At 50.0% G+C, this 16,400-nt stretch carries 12 protein-coding genes, 1 tRNA gene and 1 pseudogene; 8 read left to right on the top strand and 6 right to left on the bottom strand.

Translation table 11 applies throughout. The features are described from left to right. Positions 1–159 (top strand): DUF956 family protein (locus tag lacNas_RS06030; RefSeq protein WP_201346691.1); only part of this gene is annotated, 159 nt, incomplete at its 5' end. A 386-nt stretch (positions 160–545) separates the two neighbouring features. On the opposite strand, the gene lacNas_RS06025 is transcribed toward lacNas_RS06030, so the two are convergent. Beyond that, the gene (locus tag lacNas_RS06025) at positions 546–1,916 is read right to left on the bottom strand and encodes an amino acid permease (RefSeq protein ID WP_201336363.1); all 1,371 of its coding nucleotides are present in this window, start codon (positions 1,914–1,916) and stop codon (positions 546–548) included. A 193-nt stretch (positions 1,917–2,109) separates the two neighbouring features. Here lacNas_RS06025 and lacNas_RS06020 point away from each other — a divergent pair, with 193 nt between their 5' ends. Continuing rightward, positions 2,110–2,952 (top strand): C40 family peptidase, encoded by an 843-nt coding sequence (locus tag lacNas_RS06020; protein ID WP_201332141.1) that lies wholly within the window; start codon positions 2,110–2,112, stop codon positions 2,950–2,952. Between the two features lie 87 nt (positions 2,953–3,039). On the opposite strand, the gene galE is transcribed toward lacNas_RS06020, so the two are convergent. After that, on the bottom strand, positions 3,040–4,029 hold the full coding sequence (galE, locus tag lacNas_RS06015; RefSeq protein WP_201332140.1) for a UDP-glucose 4-epimerase GalE: 990 nt from the start codon (positions 4,027–4,029) through the stop codon (positions 3,040–3,042). Positions 4,030–4,109: 80 nt separating this feature from the next. Next, positions 4,110–7,250: a DUF3427 domain-containing protein gene (locus lacNas_RS06010; RefSeq protein WP_201332139.1), complete on the bottom strand. Its 3,141-nt coding sequence runs from the start codon at positions 7,248–7,250 to the stop codon at positions 4,110–4,112. A gap of 288 nt (positions 7,251–7,538) precedes the next feature. Between lacNas_RS06010 and lacNas_RS06005 the strand changes: the two genes are divergently transcribed. Then, positions 7,539–7,832: a hypothetical protein gene (locus lacNas_RS06005; protein ID WP_201332138.1), complete on the top strand. Its 294-nt coding sequence runs from the start codon at positions 7,539–7,541 to the stop codon at positions 7,830–7,832. A 43-nt stretch (positions 7,833–7,875) separates the two neighbouring features. Here lacNas_RS06005 and lacNas_RS06000 read toward each other — a convergent pair whose 3' ends face one another. Together lacNas_RS06000 and lacNas_RS05995 are read right to left on the bottom strand one after the other, a co-directional pair. Then, the gene (locus lacNas_RS06000; protein ID WP_201332137.1) at positions 7,876–8,307 is read right to left on the bottom strand and encodes a helix-turn-helix domain-containing protein; all 432 of its coding nucleotides are present in this window, start codon (positions 8,305–8,307) and stop codon (positions 7,876–7,878) included. 109 nt (positions 8,308–8,416) lie between these two features. Next, positions 8,417–9,652: an L-lactate MFS transporter gene (locus lacNas_RS05995; protein ID WP_201332136.1), complete on the bottom strand. Its 1,236-nt coding sequence runs from the start codon at positions 9,650–9,652 to the stop codon at positions 8,417–8,419. 286 nt (positions 9,653–9,938) lie between these two features. On the opposite strand from lacNas_RS05995, the gene lacNas_RS05990 reads away from it, so the two are divergent. The 4 genes and pseudogenes from lacNas_RS05990 to lacNas_RS14585 all read left to right on the top strand — a co-directional run. Beyond that, the gene (locus lacNas_RS05990) at positions 9,939–11,228 is read left to right on the top strand and encodes an alpha-amylase family glycosyl hydrolase (RefSeq protein ID WP_201332135.1); all 1,290 of its coding nucleotides are present in this window, start codon (positions 9,939–9,941) and stop codon (positions 11,226–11,228) included. A gap of 112 nt (positions 11,229–11,340) precedes the next feature. After that, a tRNA-Thr gene (locus lacNas_RS05985) sits at positions 11,341–11,413 on the top strand. A gap of 328 nt (positions 11,414–11,741) precedes the next feature. After that, positions 11,742–12,560, top strand: a complete 819-nt coding sequence (locus lacNas_RS05980) for an oxidoreductase (RefSeq protein WP_201332143.1) — start codon at positions 11,742–11,744, stop codon at positions 12,558–12,560. A 351-nt stretch (positions 12,561–12,911) separates the two neighbouring features. Then, positions 12,912–13,025, top strand: a pseudogene (locus lacNas_RS14585) (YSIRK-type signal peptide-containing protein); the annotation flags it as partial. A gap of 47 nt (positions 13,026–13,072) precedes the next feature. Here the strand turns inward: lacNas_RS14585 and lacNas_RS14580 are convergent. After that, positions 13,073–13,480 (bottom strand): hypothetical protein, encoded by a 408-nt coding sequence (locus tag lacNas_RS14580; protein ID WP_373868163.1) that lies wholly within the window; start codon positions 13,478–13,480, stop codon positions 13,073–13,075. On the opposite strand from lacNas_RS14580, the gene lacNas_RS05970 reads away from it, so the two are divergent. Beyond that, a partial coding sequence (locus lacNas_RS05970; protein ID WP_444979753.1) for a mucin-binding protein occupies positions 13,452–16,400 on the top strand: 2,949 nt, incomplete at its 3' end. The two genes, lacNas_RS14580 and lacNas_RS05970, sit on opposite strands and share 29 nt — an antisense overlap.

Raw genomic sequence — 16,400 nt, 5'->3', positions numbered from 1 at the left:
GAAATTCGGACCAAGAAAGATGGCAAGTTCATCTTCATCACTAAGGATCCAAAGAGAACTCTGCGGGCTATCCGCAAGTACGTCCCGGCCGACCACATGCGGCAGGCTTTGGGAGTTTGGGGCACGATTAAACTCTTCTTTACTCGCAAAAAGAAATAGAATGGAAGATAAGTCTGGATTTTGATCCAGGCTTATTTTTTTGGTATGAGACACATATTTTTCTAGATGCAGATCTGGCTAAAGAAGCTTATCCTGACTTGCTTGACCGTGATTTGACCAAGCTGCCTGTAGCTGATTTGCTAGAGATCATCAAGAAGTTGATCGTGACAGACCACTATCTCGGGGTAAATGTTCTTTTTAAAGACAAAAAGCGTTACTCCTTGCTCCGGATTGAAGCGGCTCTGATGCAGAGCTCTATAATCTTTCTAAGAAGTCGAAGAAGCTGGTCAACAAATTGCTTAAGCGTAACGGCCTCTTCTTGTTGAAAAAGTAAAACACACATAAAAAAGCTGACCGTAAGGTCAGCTTTTTCCGTATCTCATAAGTTATTTGGCTTCTTCCTTTTTCTTGTTGAAGGCCTTGCTGAAGCCGTAGAGCAGGGCGAAGGTAATCAAAGCCGCGATCATTGGCACCCGGTAGCTCTCAAGGCAGAGAAGCAGGATTACCAGAGCTCCGAAGAAGACCAGGAGCAGGTAGTCAAGGAACGGGTAAGCCGGCAGCTGGAATTCGTGCAGCTGGTCCTTTGGCGTAACTTGCCGGTAGCGCAGGTGGGTCAAGGTCATGATGATCCAGATCAAAAGGAACATGCTGGTGGCGATTGAGGAAATGAAGCTGAAGGCTTCATCGCCCATAAGCATGGTCAACAGCGGCGCGCAGGCAATGATCAAAGCAGAGAAGACCAGGGCTCTCATCGGCAATTGCCGGTGGTTTAATTGCCCGAAGTACTTGCTCCACTTGCTTTCCCCGCCCAAAGTAACGGAGAAGAGCAGGCGGCCGGCACTGTAGAGGAAGCTGTTGGTGGCTGAAATAGCAGCCGTGATCACCACGAAGTTGATCAAGTTGCCGGCTCCCTTAAAGCCGGCTCCCATCAGGGCCTGCACGAATGGTGAGCTGGAAGTGGAAACCTTGTCCCAAGGCAGGATCACCAGAATGCCGATAATGGCCAAAACGTAAAAGAGGATGATCCGCAAAGGCAATTCGTTGATCGCGCTCCGGATGGTCTTGTGCGGGTCCTTGGCTTCAGCAGCTGTCAGCCCGATCAGTTCCACCCCGATAAAGGAGAAGATGACCATCTGGAAGCCTTGCAAGAAGCCGCCCGCCCCGTTGTTGAAGAAGCCGTCAGCGTACAGGTTGCTGAAACTTGCCTGGCCGTACTTGGTCGACCCAGAGCTCAGCAGCATGAAGGCCGCGAAGAGGACAAAGCCGACGATCATCAAGATCTTGATGATGGCAAAGGCAAATTCCAGATTCCCGAAGAAGCGGGCTGAGATCAAGTTGATCAGAAGAAGAACCGCGACCGAGATGATCCCTGGCAGCCAGGTTGGCAGGTGGGGCAGCCAGGACTTGAAGTAAATGCCCAGAGCCGTCGTTTCCGCCATGGCCAGAATCAGCCAGCTGAGCCAGTAGAGATAACCGGTCACCTTGCCGATGTCCTTGCCAAGGTATTTTTCAATAAACTCGATATAGGTGTGCTTCTTTAGATCGGATAAGATCAGTTCGCCCAGGGCCCGCATCAAGATGAAGAGGAAGAGGCCGACGATGATATAGATCAGGATGACGGCTGGTCCTGCCTTCTGGATGCTGTTGCCGACCCCAAGAAAGAGCCCGGTGCCGATCGTTCCGCCCAGGGCGATCAGCTGAATGTGCGCGTTGGTTAAGGAACGCTTGTAAGTACTTTGTGTTTTCTTTTCTTCCATAAGACCTCCATTGAGTTACATGAAATATTTTAACACAAGTAAATGAAAAGTGAAATTCATTTAAGGAATTCGCGCCCATGGCTAAAAAATCTTAAGAATTAGGCACTTGTGTCCTCTTGCCAAAAAGCGCTTTATTCTTTAGGATTAGGATAAAGAAGGAAAAAGCAAAAGTAAAAGATGAGGAGGAAAAGCAATGTACGGCTTGATCAATCAACCGGCAGTGTTCATGGTCGAAGACGACCTAAAATCAAGAAGCGATGAGCTGTTATATGGCTGGGCCGTCAAGGCAACGGGAAAGAAAGCCGATTGCTGGTACGTGACCAGCCATTATGGCTATGAAGGCTATGTTCCCAAGTCCGCGATCACGCCAGTTTCCCTGGAGGAAGTTAAGGACCGGGCCGTCAAGCTCATCCGGCGAGCAGTAATTGACGTCTTGTCAGAGCCCAAGGTTTCAGCCGACATTTTGCTGACGGTCTACAAGGGTAGCCTGCTCAACGTGACGGAAGAACTGGTAGATGGCTACTACCGGGTCAATCTCTTGGACGGGCGAAGCGGCTGGGTTTCTAAGACTGCCTTAGGGCCTAGGCTGGATGAAGACGACTTCTTGTGGTCGGCTGATCCGGAATACTTTTTATTGCAGGGAAAGCCAGATGAAGAGAGCTTCAGAAAGCAAGTAACGGAGACCGCCAAAGAATATTTGGGCTGCCAGTACCGCTGGGCCGGCAAGAGTCCCCTGGGGATCGACTGCTCGGGTCTGGTTTTCATGAGCTACATGCTGAATGGGGTTCTGCTCTGGCGGGACGCGGAAATCAAAGAAGCCTGGCCGGTGCATGAGATCGAGTTTGAAGACCTGCGGCCTGGGGACTTGATTTATTTCCCGGGACATATTTCCATGTACCTGGGCCACGGCAAGTACATCAACTCGACTGGGTATAAGGAGCACTTCGGGGTAGCCATCAGCAGCCTTCGTAAGGAAGACCCAGACTACCGGGCTGACCTCTTCCAGATGATCGAGAAGTGTGGTTCTCTGTTTTAGAGAGATGAAGCGAAAGATAGAATACGAATTATAGGCAAAAAAATAGTGGACCTTCCATCTGAGGAAGTTCCACTATTTTTCTTTATCTTACTTGCTAAAGCCGTTAGGATGCTTTTGGTGCCAGTTCCAAGCGCTGGCAATGATGTCGTCGACGTTTTCGTACTTCGGACTCCAGCCCAGCACCTTCCGGGCCTTGCTTGAGTCAGCAACCAGTGAGTCCGGGTCACCGCCGCGGCGTGGCCCCATAGTATAAGGAATGTCAACGCCGGTAACCTTGATGGCAGCCTTCAAGATTTCCAGGTTGGAGAAGCCGTTGGCCGTCCCCAGGTTGAAGACATCGCTTTGGTTGGTTTCCATCAAGTGCTTCAAAGCCAGGACGTGGGCATCGATCAAGTCAACCACGTGCACGTAGTCGCGGACGTTGGTACCATCCTTGGTGTTGTAGTCGTCGCCAAAAATGGTAAAGTTGCCGGCGCCAGCCAAAGCAGCCTTCATGATGTTAGGAATCAAGTGGGTTTCTGGGTGGTGGTCTTCACCAATTGATCCGTCCAGAGAAGCCCCAGCCACGTTGAAGTAGCGCAGAGCGATGGACTTGATCCCGTTGGCCTTGTCAGCCCAGTGCATGATCTTTTCCATCATCATCTTGGTTTCGCCGTATGGGTTGATTGGGTTGAGCGGAGTTTCTTCAGTGATTGGCAGCTTTTCAGGGATGCCGTAAGTAGCAGCGCTGGATGAGAAGACCAGGTACTTGACCCCGGTTTCTTCCATGGCTTCCAGCAGGCTGATCATGCCGGAGACGTTGTTCTTGTAGTACTTCAGTGGCTTCTTGACTGATTCGCCGACCAAAGAGTATGCCGCAAAGTGCATAACTGCTTCGATCTCTTCCTTCTTCAAGACCTCAGCTACTGCTTCCGTGTCCAACAGGTCGATTTGGTAAAACTTGGCCTTTGGGTCAACGGCTTCCTTGTGGCCAGTGAACAGTGAGTCCAAAACGACCACGTCGTTGCCATCGGCAACCAGACGTCTTACAGCATGGGAGCCGATGTAGCCGGCACCACCTACAACTAAAATTTTCATGTTTACTCCTTTTTTATACTTTTTTGCAAAACCTAACTGATACCTAGTATAACAGAAATTGCTTTCCCCGGCTGAAGCAATTAGAGGGCAATCGCCTTGTTGGCCTTGGCCAAAAGACTGGCCGGGATTGCCTGATGGAGCCGCCAGATAAAGGAAACCGGCCGCTCGCCTTCGCTTGAAACATAATCAGCGTTGCCTAAAAAAGTATAAGGAGCTGTATAATTTCCCTGCTTTTTGAACTCTCTGACAAAAAGGGAGATCATGTTGCCGGTCTCGCCCTGGTGGATGTAGCGCTGGATCTTGGGGCTGGCGACCCGGTCCTGGCTCTGGCTTTGCCAGTGGAAAAGCTGGGCGTTGATGGCGTAGTCCTCGTACATGGTTGACGGGGAGAAGTCTTTTTCGCTCTTGTTCAGATTAATAAGGAAGATATCCGTCTTTTTATCGGCGAAGTACTTGACCCCCTCCCGGAATTCCGGGGACTGGTCCTGGTTGAAGTAGTCAAAGGCCGCCATGATCTGGTTGATGTTGTAGTGGCAGTGGACTTCCAGGGGGCAGGTGAAGGGATATTCGTTAGCTTCCGGCAGGACGGTCAACTGGCCCAGCCGGTAGCGGAGGACTTCCACCAGCTCGTCTTTGACGAAGTCTTCCTTTAAGAAGGCACCGATCCCTTCATGCAGGTTCTTAAAGCCCATTTGGGCCGGCTTTTTCTTGTAGAAGCTGTAGTAGAGCATCCCCAGCATCAAGCGTTCATTTTCGTCAGCCGCTTCTTTAGGCGCCTCCAGGTAGTCCAGCCAGTAGTCGAGGAGCTTTTTGGAATCAATGTGGAAAAAGCTGCTGAACTTCTGGTAGACCTGGTTGTCCACATCCCGGTCGTCCTTGACCAACCCGGCCCACTTCTTCAAGCGAAAGAGCGACCGGGCCCCGCTGCTTTGGTAAAAGTCATAAAGACTCAAGTCATAAGACTTGAGGAAGTTGGCCAGATTCAACTCCAGGCCCGTGTCTTGGGTAAAAGTCTTCACCCGCTGGGTGAGGCCGTTTTTGTTGGCGGCGTTTTGCTTGAGGTTGGCCAGGATGTACTTTTTGGCAACGGGCTCAAGCTCCAGATAGCAGGCCGCCGGCAGGTGGGGGAAGTCCTCGCGGATTTCATATGGCAGGGCGTGGCCTGGCCCGGTCAGGGCCTTGAACTTGGCCTGGTAGTTGTAGTGGCGGTTGGCCTGGCCGATAAAGTCCAAAACCGTCAGGCAGTCTTTGCCAGGACTGAGCCGCAGATCCCGGCCCAGCTGCTGGAGAAAGATGGTCGGACTCTGGGTCGGCCGCAAAAAGAGGATGGTATTGACGGCTGGGATGTCGACCCCTTCATTATAAAGGTCAACGACAAAAATAAACTTAAGCTTGCCGGAGGTCAAATCCTCTTTAGCCTGCTGGCGGTCAGCCTGGGCAGTCTGGCCAGACAAAGCAGCGGAAGGGATGCCGGCCTGGTTGAAGGCAGCGGCCATGAATTCGGCGTGCTTGACGCTGACGCAGAAGCCCAGGCCCTTGATATCTTCTAAATTGTTGCTGTACTTGTCCAGGCTGCGCAAAATCAACTTGGCCCGGGCATCGTTAGCCGTATAGACATTTTCCAGTTCACTGACCTCGTATTGGCCCCGGCTCCATTTCATGCCGGAGTAGTCAACATTGTCGGTGACCCCGAAATACTGGAAGGGGCAGAGGAGCTGGCGGTCGATAGCTTCGCCTAACAGCATTTCGGCGGCGATATTGCCATCAAAGTACTGCAAGATATCCTGCCCGTCCATCCGGTCGGGGGTGGCGGTCAAGCCCAGAAGGATCTTGGGCTTGAAGTGGCTGAGCAGCTTTTGGTAGGACTTGGCCGCGGCGTGGTGGAATTCGTCGACGATGATGAAATCGTAATAGTCACTGGGCAGCAGGTCGGCCATTTTTTCTGAATTGAAGGACTGGATGGAGACGAAAAGCTGGCTGACATCGTCGGTCTTGTACTGGCCGACCAGCAAGTGGCCAAAGTTGAAGTCGTTGAGGACCTCGCGGAATTTCTGCAGGCTCTGCTCCAGGATTTCCTGCCGGTGAGCGACGAAGAGCAGACGCGCGTCGGGATGTTCTGCCAAGTAGCGCTTGAAGTCAAAGGCGGCGATGACGGTTTTCCCCACCCCGGTGGCGGCCACGAGGAGATTTTTATAATGGCCGTAAACTTCCCGCTCAGCCTGGAGCCGGTCTAGGATCTCCTGCTGGTAGTTGTAGGGACGGATAGTGGCCTCCAGGTGGAAAGTATTTTCCTTATGCCGGTTCAGTTCTGTCTGCAGTTTCTTCCGGCAGTCTTCCTTATCCGGGTCAAAAGTTTCAAAAGAGGGGTCGTTCCAGTAGCTCTCAAAGGAGACGGCAAATTTATTGACAATGTCAAAAGACTCCTGCTCAGTGACCTTGACATTCCATTCAAGACCCGTAGTCAAGGCAGCGCTGGAGAGGTTGGAGGAACCGATGTAGGCGGTGGAGAAGCCGGTCTCTCTTTTGAAAAGGTAGGATTTGGCATGCAGGCGGGCGTGGTCGGTTTCGTAGTTGATCTTGACTGTAGTGTTGGGCAGCTGGCTCAAGGTCAGGATAGCCTTGTAGTCAGTTGCTTGGGTATAGGTTGTCGCGATCACCCGCAGCTGGTGGCCGGCTTTTTGGCAAAAAGCTTCCAAATCTCCTAAAAGGGGGCGGATGGCCGACCACTTAATAAAGGAAACGAGCAAGTCGACCTGGTCGGAAGAGGCGATCTCCTTCTTGATTTCGCTGAGCATGCTGGGCTCATTTTTACTGCCGGTAAAAAGGGCATTTTCAACTATGGAAGTCTGGGGCCGGATGGGAGTAATCTTCTGGGACCGGGTCAGCTTGTGGTAGATGGAGGTCAGGACTTCGCCCTTTTCCAGGATCTGCAGGTCCTCGTAGTCGGCTTCGTCGGTGTGCTGGGCGACTTGATCGACGATGGAATTGGCCAGGCGGATCTGGGCTGTGAGGGCGGATTTATCTTCACCGGATTTGAAGCTGTCGCGCAGATAGTGCAGGCCTGACCGGATGACCTGGGAGAGGTAGATGGTCAAGAGCTTGCGGGCGTCATCAGCGTCCAGATTTTCCAGTTGATAATCCGTGGTCTCTGGGTCAAGTTTTTCCAGCTGGTCCAGGATTTCCTGGTTGATGATTTGTTCGTAAAGGCCGTCTTTCAGCATGTTTTTCCCGCTTTCTGAAGTGTTTTGCCTTAATTGTATCAGGTTCGGGGAAAATGATGATCAATAGGCGATAAACTTTGATCATATAAAATACAATAATTTCTTACTGCTAATTCTTTTCTAAAATGACTTAACAAACGAGATATATGGCGTTATAGTGAAAAAGAGAAAGGAAGTAATTTGTTGTGTTAAATATTCAGAAAACATATAAAGTTGGGCGTGTTTATAAGATTAGACATTGGAAATATGCTGGTTGGCGTTATCAATACAAATAAGGGGTGAGTAAGAATGAAGAAGATGCAGGAACGCTTGTCCCATATGTACCCACCGAAGATTTATTGGGCAATCGTAGTTTGCCTGGTTGCATCGTTACCAGTGATTCTGCTACTTTCTCATCTTGGCTATGCAAGCATAGCTAATTGGATTGTAATAATTGCTGGTATGTTTCTAGCTGATATTCTTCTAATGACATTTACTAAGCATGGTCTGAATTTTGTAGTAGCCAGTGTTTTGGCTTTGGTAATTACCATTATTATTGCGGCCGTGCTTATCTTTTATATCATGTCAACCAACCATTTATAAAAAGCAAAAGGAGCTGCCTTCTATTTAAGAAGCAGCTCCTTTCTTATTTAGTCGAATTGATCCAGTGAAAGCCGGCCCCGATGAGCCAGATGGCGCCCCCCAAGATAAAGAGGACCCAGCTGGTGGCCCAGCGGCCGGTCGCAATGCTGGCCAGCAGGTAGACAGCGATGACGATGGTCCAGTAGATGCTGTTGATCCTGCCGATGCGCTTGGGATCAGCATCCTTCTTATTTGGCCGGTCCATGTCTTCGCCTGGTTCGATGGTCTGGCCCTCTTGCTTGTCGTCTTTCAGCAGGTAGTCGGCAGACACGTCGTACAAAACCGCCAGCTTGGCGATATAGGAGATATCGGGCACGCTGTCGCCGTTTTCCCAGCTGGCCACTTTGGCTTGCGTGGTCATTAATTTTTCTGCTAATTCTTTTTGGCTTAAGCCATGCTTCTTGCGCAGGTCGCGCAGCTTGCTTGGAAGCATCATGTTTTTCCCCCTCATCAATCTCTCTTCGATAATATTATAGCCTTTAGCCTGCTTAAAAGCTCGCGGGGGAAAGAAAAAGTTCCCGCCTAAGCAGGAACTTGAAAATTCATTAATCTAATTCGTCAGCCAGGTCGGTCAGCTTGGCAAATTCCCGCTGAACCAGGAAGGAGACGCAGAGAGCCAGGCCAGCCAGGACGATGAAGGCGGCCAGGGTGATGTAGTAGCTCTGCAAAACTTCGTGGGTGAAGGAGAGCAGGAGCGGGCCAATCATGCCGGCCGCTGCCCAGGCAGTCAAGATGGACCCGTGGATGGCGCCAAGTTCTTTCGTGCCGAAGACGTCGCCCAGGTAAGCCGGGATAACTGAGAAGCCGGCCCCGTAGCAGGACATCAAAAGGCTGAGGGCTACAGCGAAGATGAATGGGGAGTGGGTGAAGATCAAGATCACGAACATGGCCATGTCAACGACAAAAATCAAGCTGTAGGTCAAAGGTCGGCCGATGTAGTCGGACAAGGTTGCCCAAACCAGACGGCCGAAGCCGTTGAAGAGGCCGATGATGCCGACCATGACAGCGGCAGTAGCCGGGCTCATCCCAGTCAGTTCCTGGGCCATTGGTGAAGCAGCGGAGACCAGGGCAATCCCGCAGGTGATGCTGATAAAGAACATGAACCAGAGCAGGTAGAAGGTCTTGGTCTTCAGTGCCTGGTTGGCCGTCATTTGCAAACCGCCAGTCAAGGAAACAGCTTCCTTGTCTTCGCTCTTGAAGTTGGCCAGGTCTTCAGCCGTTGGCCGCTTAATAAACTGGGCAGATACGATCATAACCAAGAAGTAGCCGGCCCCCAAGATGTAGAAGGTACCCGCCAAGCCGACACTTGACATCAGGAATTGGGCGATCGGGCTGGTTAAAAGAGCGGCAAAGCCGAAGCCCATGATGGCAAGGCCAGTAGCCAAACCACGTCTGTCCGGGAACCACTTGATGATGGTTGAGATCGGGGTGACGTAGCCGGCACCCAGGCCCAGACCAGCGATGACGCCGTATGAAGCGTACAAGAGCCAGAGCTGCTGGCTTTGAACAGCCAGGCCAGTCAAGGCGATCCCGCTCCCGTAAAGGATGGCGGAAACAGTCCCGGTCAAGGTCGGGCCGAATTTTTCAACCAGGCGGCCCATGAAAGCCGCGGACATCCCCAGGAAGAAGATGGCCAAACTAAATGCAAATGCAACTGATGATTCGCTCCAGCCGGTCTGTGCCGCGATTGGCTTAGTGTAGACGCTCCAAGCGTATACTGAGCCGATCATCAGATGCAGCATGACCCCCGCCAAAGCAACAATGTAACGATTAGTCTTCATTGTTCAGATATTCTCCTTATAAATCTTTGGACTTTTAGACAATACACGAACAATATTATTAAATAGGGTCAATATCATTCGATGTGTTAAGGATACCATGTCAGCAATGTAAGGACAAGCCGAAATTTTCAAGATCTTGGGCTGGAAACGCTAACCATACTACTAAATCTAGTGGACTTTTTTTAAAACAGTTACCGGTAACATGACCAGAAAATGTGAAAGCGCTTTGTAAAACCGCTAAGATAGAGAGGTGAGAAAAAAGTGGCCATAGGCCAAGGAGGAAAAAATGGCTAGCGATACTAAGATCGACTTGCGCAATCAGACAATTTACAGCATTTTTGTAAGAAACTACTCGCCAGAGGGCAACTTTGAAGGGGTCCGGAAGGATCTGGACCGGATCAAGGACCTGGGGACGGACATCATCTGGCTTCTGCCGATCCAGCCGTCAGGAAAAGAGAAGCGAAAGGGGAGCCTGGGTTCACCATACGCGATTTCCGACTACCGGGCCATCAATCCGGAATATGGCACTATGGAAGACTTCAAGCGCCTGTGTGACGATGTTCACGCCAAAGGGATGAAGATCATCATCGACTGCGTCTACAACCACACTTCACCGGACTCAGTCTTGGCCAAGGAGCACCCGGACTGGTTCTACCACAAGAAAGACGGCAGCTTCGGCAACAAGGTGGGCGACTGGAGCGACGTTATCGACTTAGACTACAGGCACAAGGACTTGTGGAAGTACCAGGCAGAGACCTTGGTCATGTGGGCCAAGTACGTGGACGGCTTCCGCTGCGACGTGGCGCCGATGGTGCCGGTGGACTTCTGGAAGTACGCCAGAGAAGAAGTGGCCAAGGTGCGGCCAGGGGCCATCTGGCTGGCGGAATCCGGTGACCCGGGCTTCATCCGCTTCTTGAGAAGCAAGGGGGCAGTCGGCGGATCAGATTCTGAGCTCTACCAGGCTTTTGACATGACTTATGACTATGACATCTACGCTGACCTGCGGGCCGCGCTTTTGGGGCAAAAGGACCTGACTGATTACCTTGCCGGCCTTAACCGGCAAGAAGGGATTTACCCGGAAAACTACGTCAAGGCGCACTTTTTGGAAAACCACGACGTATTGCGGGCCCACGGGATGATCGATGATCCGGCGGCTTTGCGGGCAATGACGGCCTTCGTCTACTTCATGAAGGGGGCCATGCTGGTCTACAACGGGGAAGAAAAGGGGGATGCTCACCACGTGACCCTCTTTGACAAGGACCCGGTTGACTGGAGCGGCGACCTGGATTTGACTGGTCTGCTGAAGAAGATGCATGAAATCAAGCGCCTGCCGATCATGGCCAAGGGCGGCTATGAAGCTAAAGAAGTCAGAAAAGGCGTCTTAGAAGCCGTCCACAGTCTTGGTGAAGGCGATGAAGAAGAACAGCTGATCGGGATTTTCAACACGACCGGCAAGAAGCAGGTGCTTCCGACCAAGCTGCCGGAAGGGATCTACAAGAACCTCTATGACGGAAGCGACGTGCAGGTCTATGAAGGGATCATGCGGGTCGGCGAGATCACGGTTATTAAGAAATAGACAGAAGAAAAGCGGCTTGGGCCGCTTTTTTTGCTGGCAATTTTTTAGAAAAAAGGCGAAAACTTTTTTGACAAAAACGGATTGTTTGCTATAATGAAAGAGTTGATAAATTGCCAATTTAGCTCAGTTGGTAGAGCATCTCCCTCGTAAAGAGAAGGTCGTTGGTTCGATTCCAATAATTGGCATTAATCACATCAAACAGTTCTGAAGAAGTCTGTCATCCAAGCTTGAGAAAGCCCAGGGTGACAGGCTTTTTTCTTGTTTTGAATAATTTTGAAAAAGTTAGAAATATACTGAGTGGGAAAGAAACTGACCAGGATTTTTACCGCCAAAAAGGGCCTGTCGCCGACTTCCTACCGCCGGCAGACCAGGCAGGCGGCCGAAAGCGTCTGAATGGCACGAATTGATTTTAGCCTGGCATCTAGTGATGTTCTGTTTTTGCCTTTGCGCAGATATACTGTAATCAACAAATCAAGAGAAGAAAACAAAACAAGAGAAAGCAAGGTAAAGAACATGGAAAAGAAGGTTATTTTGATCACTGGTGCCAGCAGCGGGATGGGTTATGAAGCAGCCAAGGAACTGGCTGGGCAGGGCAACAAGGTTTACGGGGCAGCACGCCGGGTGGAAAAGATGGCTTCCTTGAAGGAATACGGGGTAACGCCGCTGCATCTGGACGTGACTGACGAGAGCTCCTGCAAAGAAACGGTTGAAGAGATCGTTCAAAGAGAAGGCCGGCTGGACGTTTTGATCAACAACGCCGGCTACGGCAGCTACGGCGCTATTGAGGACGTTGACTTGACGGAAGCCAAGCGGCAGTTTGACGTGAACCTTTTCGGCATGGCAGCTTTGACCAAGGCAGCTTTGCCGTACATGCGGGCTCAGCATTCAGGAACGATCATCAACATTTCTTCCATGGGTGGCCGGATTGTTTCCTTCATGGGCGGCTGGTACCACGCAACCAAGTACGCGGTTGAAGCTTTCAGCGATGCCCTGCGGATGGAAACCAAGCAGTTTGGGATCAACGTCGTATTGATCGAGCCAGGCGGCATCAAGACCAACTGGGGACACATCGCGGCTGACCACTTGGCAGAATCAGCCAAGGGTGGAGCTTATGAAGAGACCGCCAACCGGGTTTCGGCAGGGATGCACAAGCAGTACAGCGGCAACATGATGAGCGATCCGAAGGTGGTTACCCGGGCCATCAGCCGGGCAGTGAACGCCCGCCGGCCGCGTCCGCGCTACTTGATTGGCTTCGGGGCCAAGCCGTTGGTTTTCGCGCACACGGTTTTGCCAACCCGGATGTTCGATTTTATTATGACTCACGCATCTTAAAGTTTATGAATCCGCAATTTGATAGATTTGCGGATTTTTATTTTGCCTAAATTTTACAATAACAGCCGTTATGTAAGCGGTTAACAAAATCGTCAAAATAGGATAAAATAAATACAATAGGATAGGCAAAAACTTATTTTCGCCAGTCAAGAAAACAGTGCTGATTGACTAAAAATATAGTTAATTATCCTAATTTTTGAAAATGGTTCAGTTGTAAATTACTAAGATTGGAGAGGGATGCCTGGACTTTGTAGTCAAATATGTGTGAAAAGTATAAGTGAATGAACCGATTGCTGTGTTTCGATTCCGACTAGGGCGGAATGTCTATTGTGTTTTTATGAGGTATAGGAAATGGTATCAAAAAATAATCGTCGCCTTCAAGAGCAGAAAATGAGCGACTCGAAGCAGCGGTTTAGTATCAGAAAGTTTAGCTTTGGTGCTGCTTCTGTACTGCTAGGACTGTCTTTCTTGACTTATGCCGGAGCTAATCCTGTATCAGCCGATACAACGGATCAGACCGTGGCAACAGCTACTACTGCGTCGACTGCTACCAGCACGTCAACAACCGACTCATCAACTGCTGATAACACGTCAACGACCGACTCATCAACTGCTGATAACACGTCAACGACCGACTTATCAACTGTTGATAACACGTCAACGACCGACTCATCAACTGCTGATAACACGTCAACGACCGACTCATCAACTGCTGATAGCACGTCAACGACTGACTCATCAGCCGCTACTAGTACGTCAATGACTGACTCATCAACCGCTACCAGCACGTCAACAACCGACTCATCAACTGCTGATAACACGTCAACGACCGACTCATCAACTGCTGATAGCACGTCAACGACTGATTCGTCAGCTGCTGATAGCACGTCAATGACTGACTCATCAACCGCTACCAGCACGTCAACAACCGACTCATCAACTGCTGATAGCACGTCAACGACTGATTCGTCAGCTGCTACTAACACGTCAACAACTGACTCATCATCGACTGATACATCAGCTGTTGCTGCCGCTTCATCAACTACTGATGATGCGCTTATTTCTGAGGGTAAGATTACTGATGAAGGAACAGCCGCTGGTTTGACCGACAGCGACGTTACTCCAGGGATGAGCGATGCTAATGGGGCAAGTATTACTGCAGATCAGACTCGGATCCCATCGGGCTACAAAGCCGATCCTACTGAAGGGCGTTATACGTTTGGGATTCTGAGTCTAGGCCCGGTAACTGCTTCCGACTTGACCAGCTACAATCAAGAATACAACACCAACTACTACATCCGTGTTTCAGTAGATAAGAATGGAAACAACGGTGTCTACAATGACTCAATCTACATCCAGTTGGTTGATGCAGATACTGACAGTGTCCTTTGGGAAACAACTTCTGTACCTGGCGATTCTAATATAAGAGTCGGCTACTTGCAGAACACGAGTGCTAATACTTACTATACGTATTCGTATACTACGTCAGTTACAAACGGTGTAGAATCCAAGGGGATTTACTTTATTTCCAATCTTGGGACTTGGTACTCGGTTAACGAGTATGAACCGGCAAACCCATCTAAAATTACGCAAGCCACGGGTATCGGTTTTGATTATCCGATTGCCAGCACGGTGGAAACGCGCTACATCGCTACGGATGCTGCTGGAAACAATGTCGTTTTGGCAACCTATGATGAAACCGGGAGAATAGGCTATGAATATACGGCCTCTGGTGAACGGAGCTTTACCGGTCTTGAATTGACGTCGGCTCCTTCGTCTGCCAGCGGAACACTTGCAAGAAGCTACAAAGTCGGTGACGTATACATCACTGGCAACAAAAACTTGTCAGGTACAGCAGACAATCCAGTTTTACAGATTGCTCGGGTTGAAGTGGTTACAGCTACTGACGGGACATGCCGGATTGAAATGCGGGTAGCCAAGGCTGGTGCAAGTCTTAGCGATATTAATAACTCTGACATTTGGAAAACGATTTTTAGCACCGAAGAGTTAAAACCAGGCGAGATTTCAGTGCTTGGGAATAATGAAGTAACCTATAATGGGGTGACTGTAAAAGGTGGCGCCTATACTGTCAACCTTAATAGAACAGGTTATGATGGCAATCCGGATGGCTATAATGAGTTGATAGCAGCTGGCTTTACGGATGATCAACTGACTGGCTGGAATAATTTCACCACGAACTGGCTTCTGAACAACCGCTTAACTCTGGGCCAAGAGACAATTGATTACTACTACGCTCCGCAAGGTCAAGTGCGCATCAATTACGTAACCAGTGATGGGACTGCAATTCAAGCCCCAGTAACCGCGTATGAAAATTCCAACAACAATACTTCATATGATGTTACTGGCTCAAGCTACCACCCAGACACGATCACGGTTAATGGCAAGACTTACCGTTACGTTAAATCTGACAAGTCTCTGGGCACTGCCGGCACGACGACCATTAACGGATTTACCTACAACACGACTCCGTCTGATGTTAAGGGGACGATCAACTCCAACACCGTAAACGATGTCTACTTCGTTTACGAACAGGTAACCTATCATACTGAAACAGAAAGCAAGACCGTTACGCGGACGATCGAATACTATGACAGTGTGACAGGTGAAGCAATTCCGTCAACACTTGAGTCATCGGTAACCCAGACTGCTACTCTGAATGCGTCAGCAATTTATGACGACAAGGGTACGCGTATCGGTTATGGTACGGTTTCAGATGACGGATCAAGTTATACTCTTGCTGAGAACTGGACGACTGGAGAATGGGCGCAACAGGATTCAGCCGATTTGTCTGACTATGGCTACACTGCTCCTGACAGAGCCTCAGTAGATAAAGTAACGGTCAGTGGCGACACTACCGACGTGACGGAGAAAGTTTACTACGGCCACCAAACTACTACTGTAACGCCAGATGATCCAGTAACTCCAGGTGACAAGATCAATCCTAATGACCCTAACAGCCCGGTTTACTCAAGTGAAACTGACCGGAGCAACCTGGTTAAGAATGCAAGCCAAACCATCCACTATGTTGGTGCAGGCGACGACACTCCTGCAGACAATGTTGTTACTCAGAAGGATGCCTTCACTCGGACTGTCACGATCGACAAGGTAACTGGTGAAGTATTGTCATATACTGACTGGACTGGCACCAAGACTTTCGAAGCTGTCGATACTCCAGTGGTTGACGGCTACCACGCAGACGTAAAGACTGCCGGCAGCTTAACTGCAACACCAGACAACCCAGACGTCGAAACAACGGTAACTTACACTCCAAACGGCAAGTTGATCCCAGTTGACGAAGACGGCAACCAAATCCCAGGTGTCGACACGCCAACTTACACGACAGATCCAACAGACCCAACCAAGGTTCTTGACCCAACTGTTCCAAATGTTGACGGCTACAAGCCGAAGAACAACAATGTCGGTGACACGGTAACTCCAGAAGATCCTGCAAAGGACACTCTTGTTGTTTACATTCAGAACAAGTATGGTCTGACTGAAAAGTTTGTCGACGAAGATGGCAATGAACTGTCACCGAGCGTAACGAAGGGGACTGAGTACAAGACTGGTGACAGCTACGATGTAACGAGCGATGCCATGGTGGTCACCGGCTACGTTTTGGTTAATACGACTGATACCACTGGTACTTTCGATGAAAGTGACAAGACTGCTGTCTTCACTTACAAGAAGGTCGGTAAGATCATCCCTGTAGATGAAAACAACACGCCAATTCCAGGTGCAGATACGCCGACTTACGAGAATGACCCAGATGACCCAACCAAGGTGACTCCAAACGAGCCAACTCCGACCGTACCAGGCTAC

The organism is Lactobacillus nasalidis, assembly GCF_016587775.1.
Lineage (GTDB): Bacteria > Bacillota > Bacilli > Lactobacillales > Lactobacillaceae > Lactobacillus > Lactobacillus nasalidis.
Note: the sequence above shows the minus strand (reverse complement) of the source record. Positions and strands in the feature narration are given on the sequence as shown.

Bases quoted from the DNA above. Each gene is read 5' to 3' on its own strand.
- lacNas_RS06025 (WP_201336363.1), bottom strand. From the start codon at position 1,916: ATGGAAGAAAAGAAAACACAAAGTACTTACAAGCGTTCCTTAACCAAC.
- lacNas_RS06020 (WP_201332141.1), top strand. From the start codon at position 2,110: ATGTACGGCTTGATCAATCAACCGGCAGTGTTCATGGTCGAAGACGAC.
- galE (WP_201332140.1), bottom strand. From the start codon at position 4,029: ATGAAAATTTTAGTTGTAGGTGGTGCCGGCTACATCGGCTCCCATGCT.
- lacNas_RS06010 (WP_201332139.1), bottom strand. From the start codon at position 7,250: ATGCTGAAAGACGGCCTTTACGAACAAATCATCAACCAGGAAATCCTG.
- lacNas_RS06005 (WP_201332138.1), top strand. From the start codon at position 7,539: ATGAAGAAGATGCAGGAACGCTTGTCCCATATGTACCCACCGAAGATT.
- lacNas_RS06000 (WP_201332137.1), bottom strand. From the start codon at position 8,307: ATGATGCTTCCAAGCAAGCTGCGCGACCTGCGCAAGAAGCATGGCTTA.
- lacNas_RS05995 (WP_201332136.1), bottom strand. From the start codon at position 9,652: ATGAAGACTAATCGTTACATTGTTGCTTTGGCGGGGGTCATGCTGCAT.
- lacNas_RS05990 (WP_201332135.1), top strand. From the start codon at position 9,939: ATGGCTAGCGATACTAAGATCGACTTGCGCAATCAGACAATTTACAGC.
- lacNas_RS05980 (WP_201332143.1), top strand. From the start codon at position 11,742: ATGGAAAAGAAGGTTATTTTGATCACTGGTGCCAGCAGCGGGATGGGT.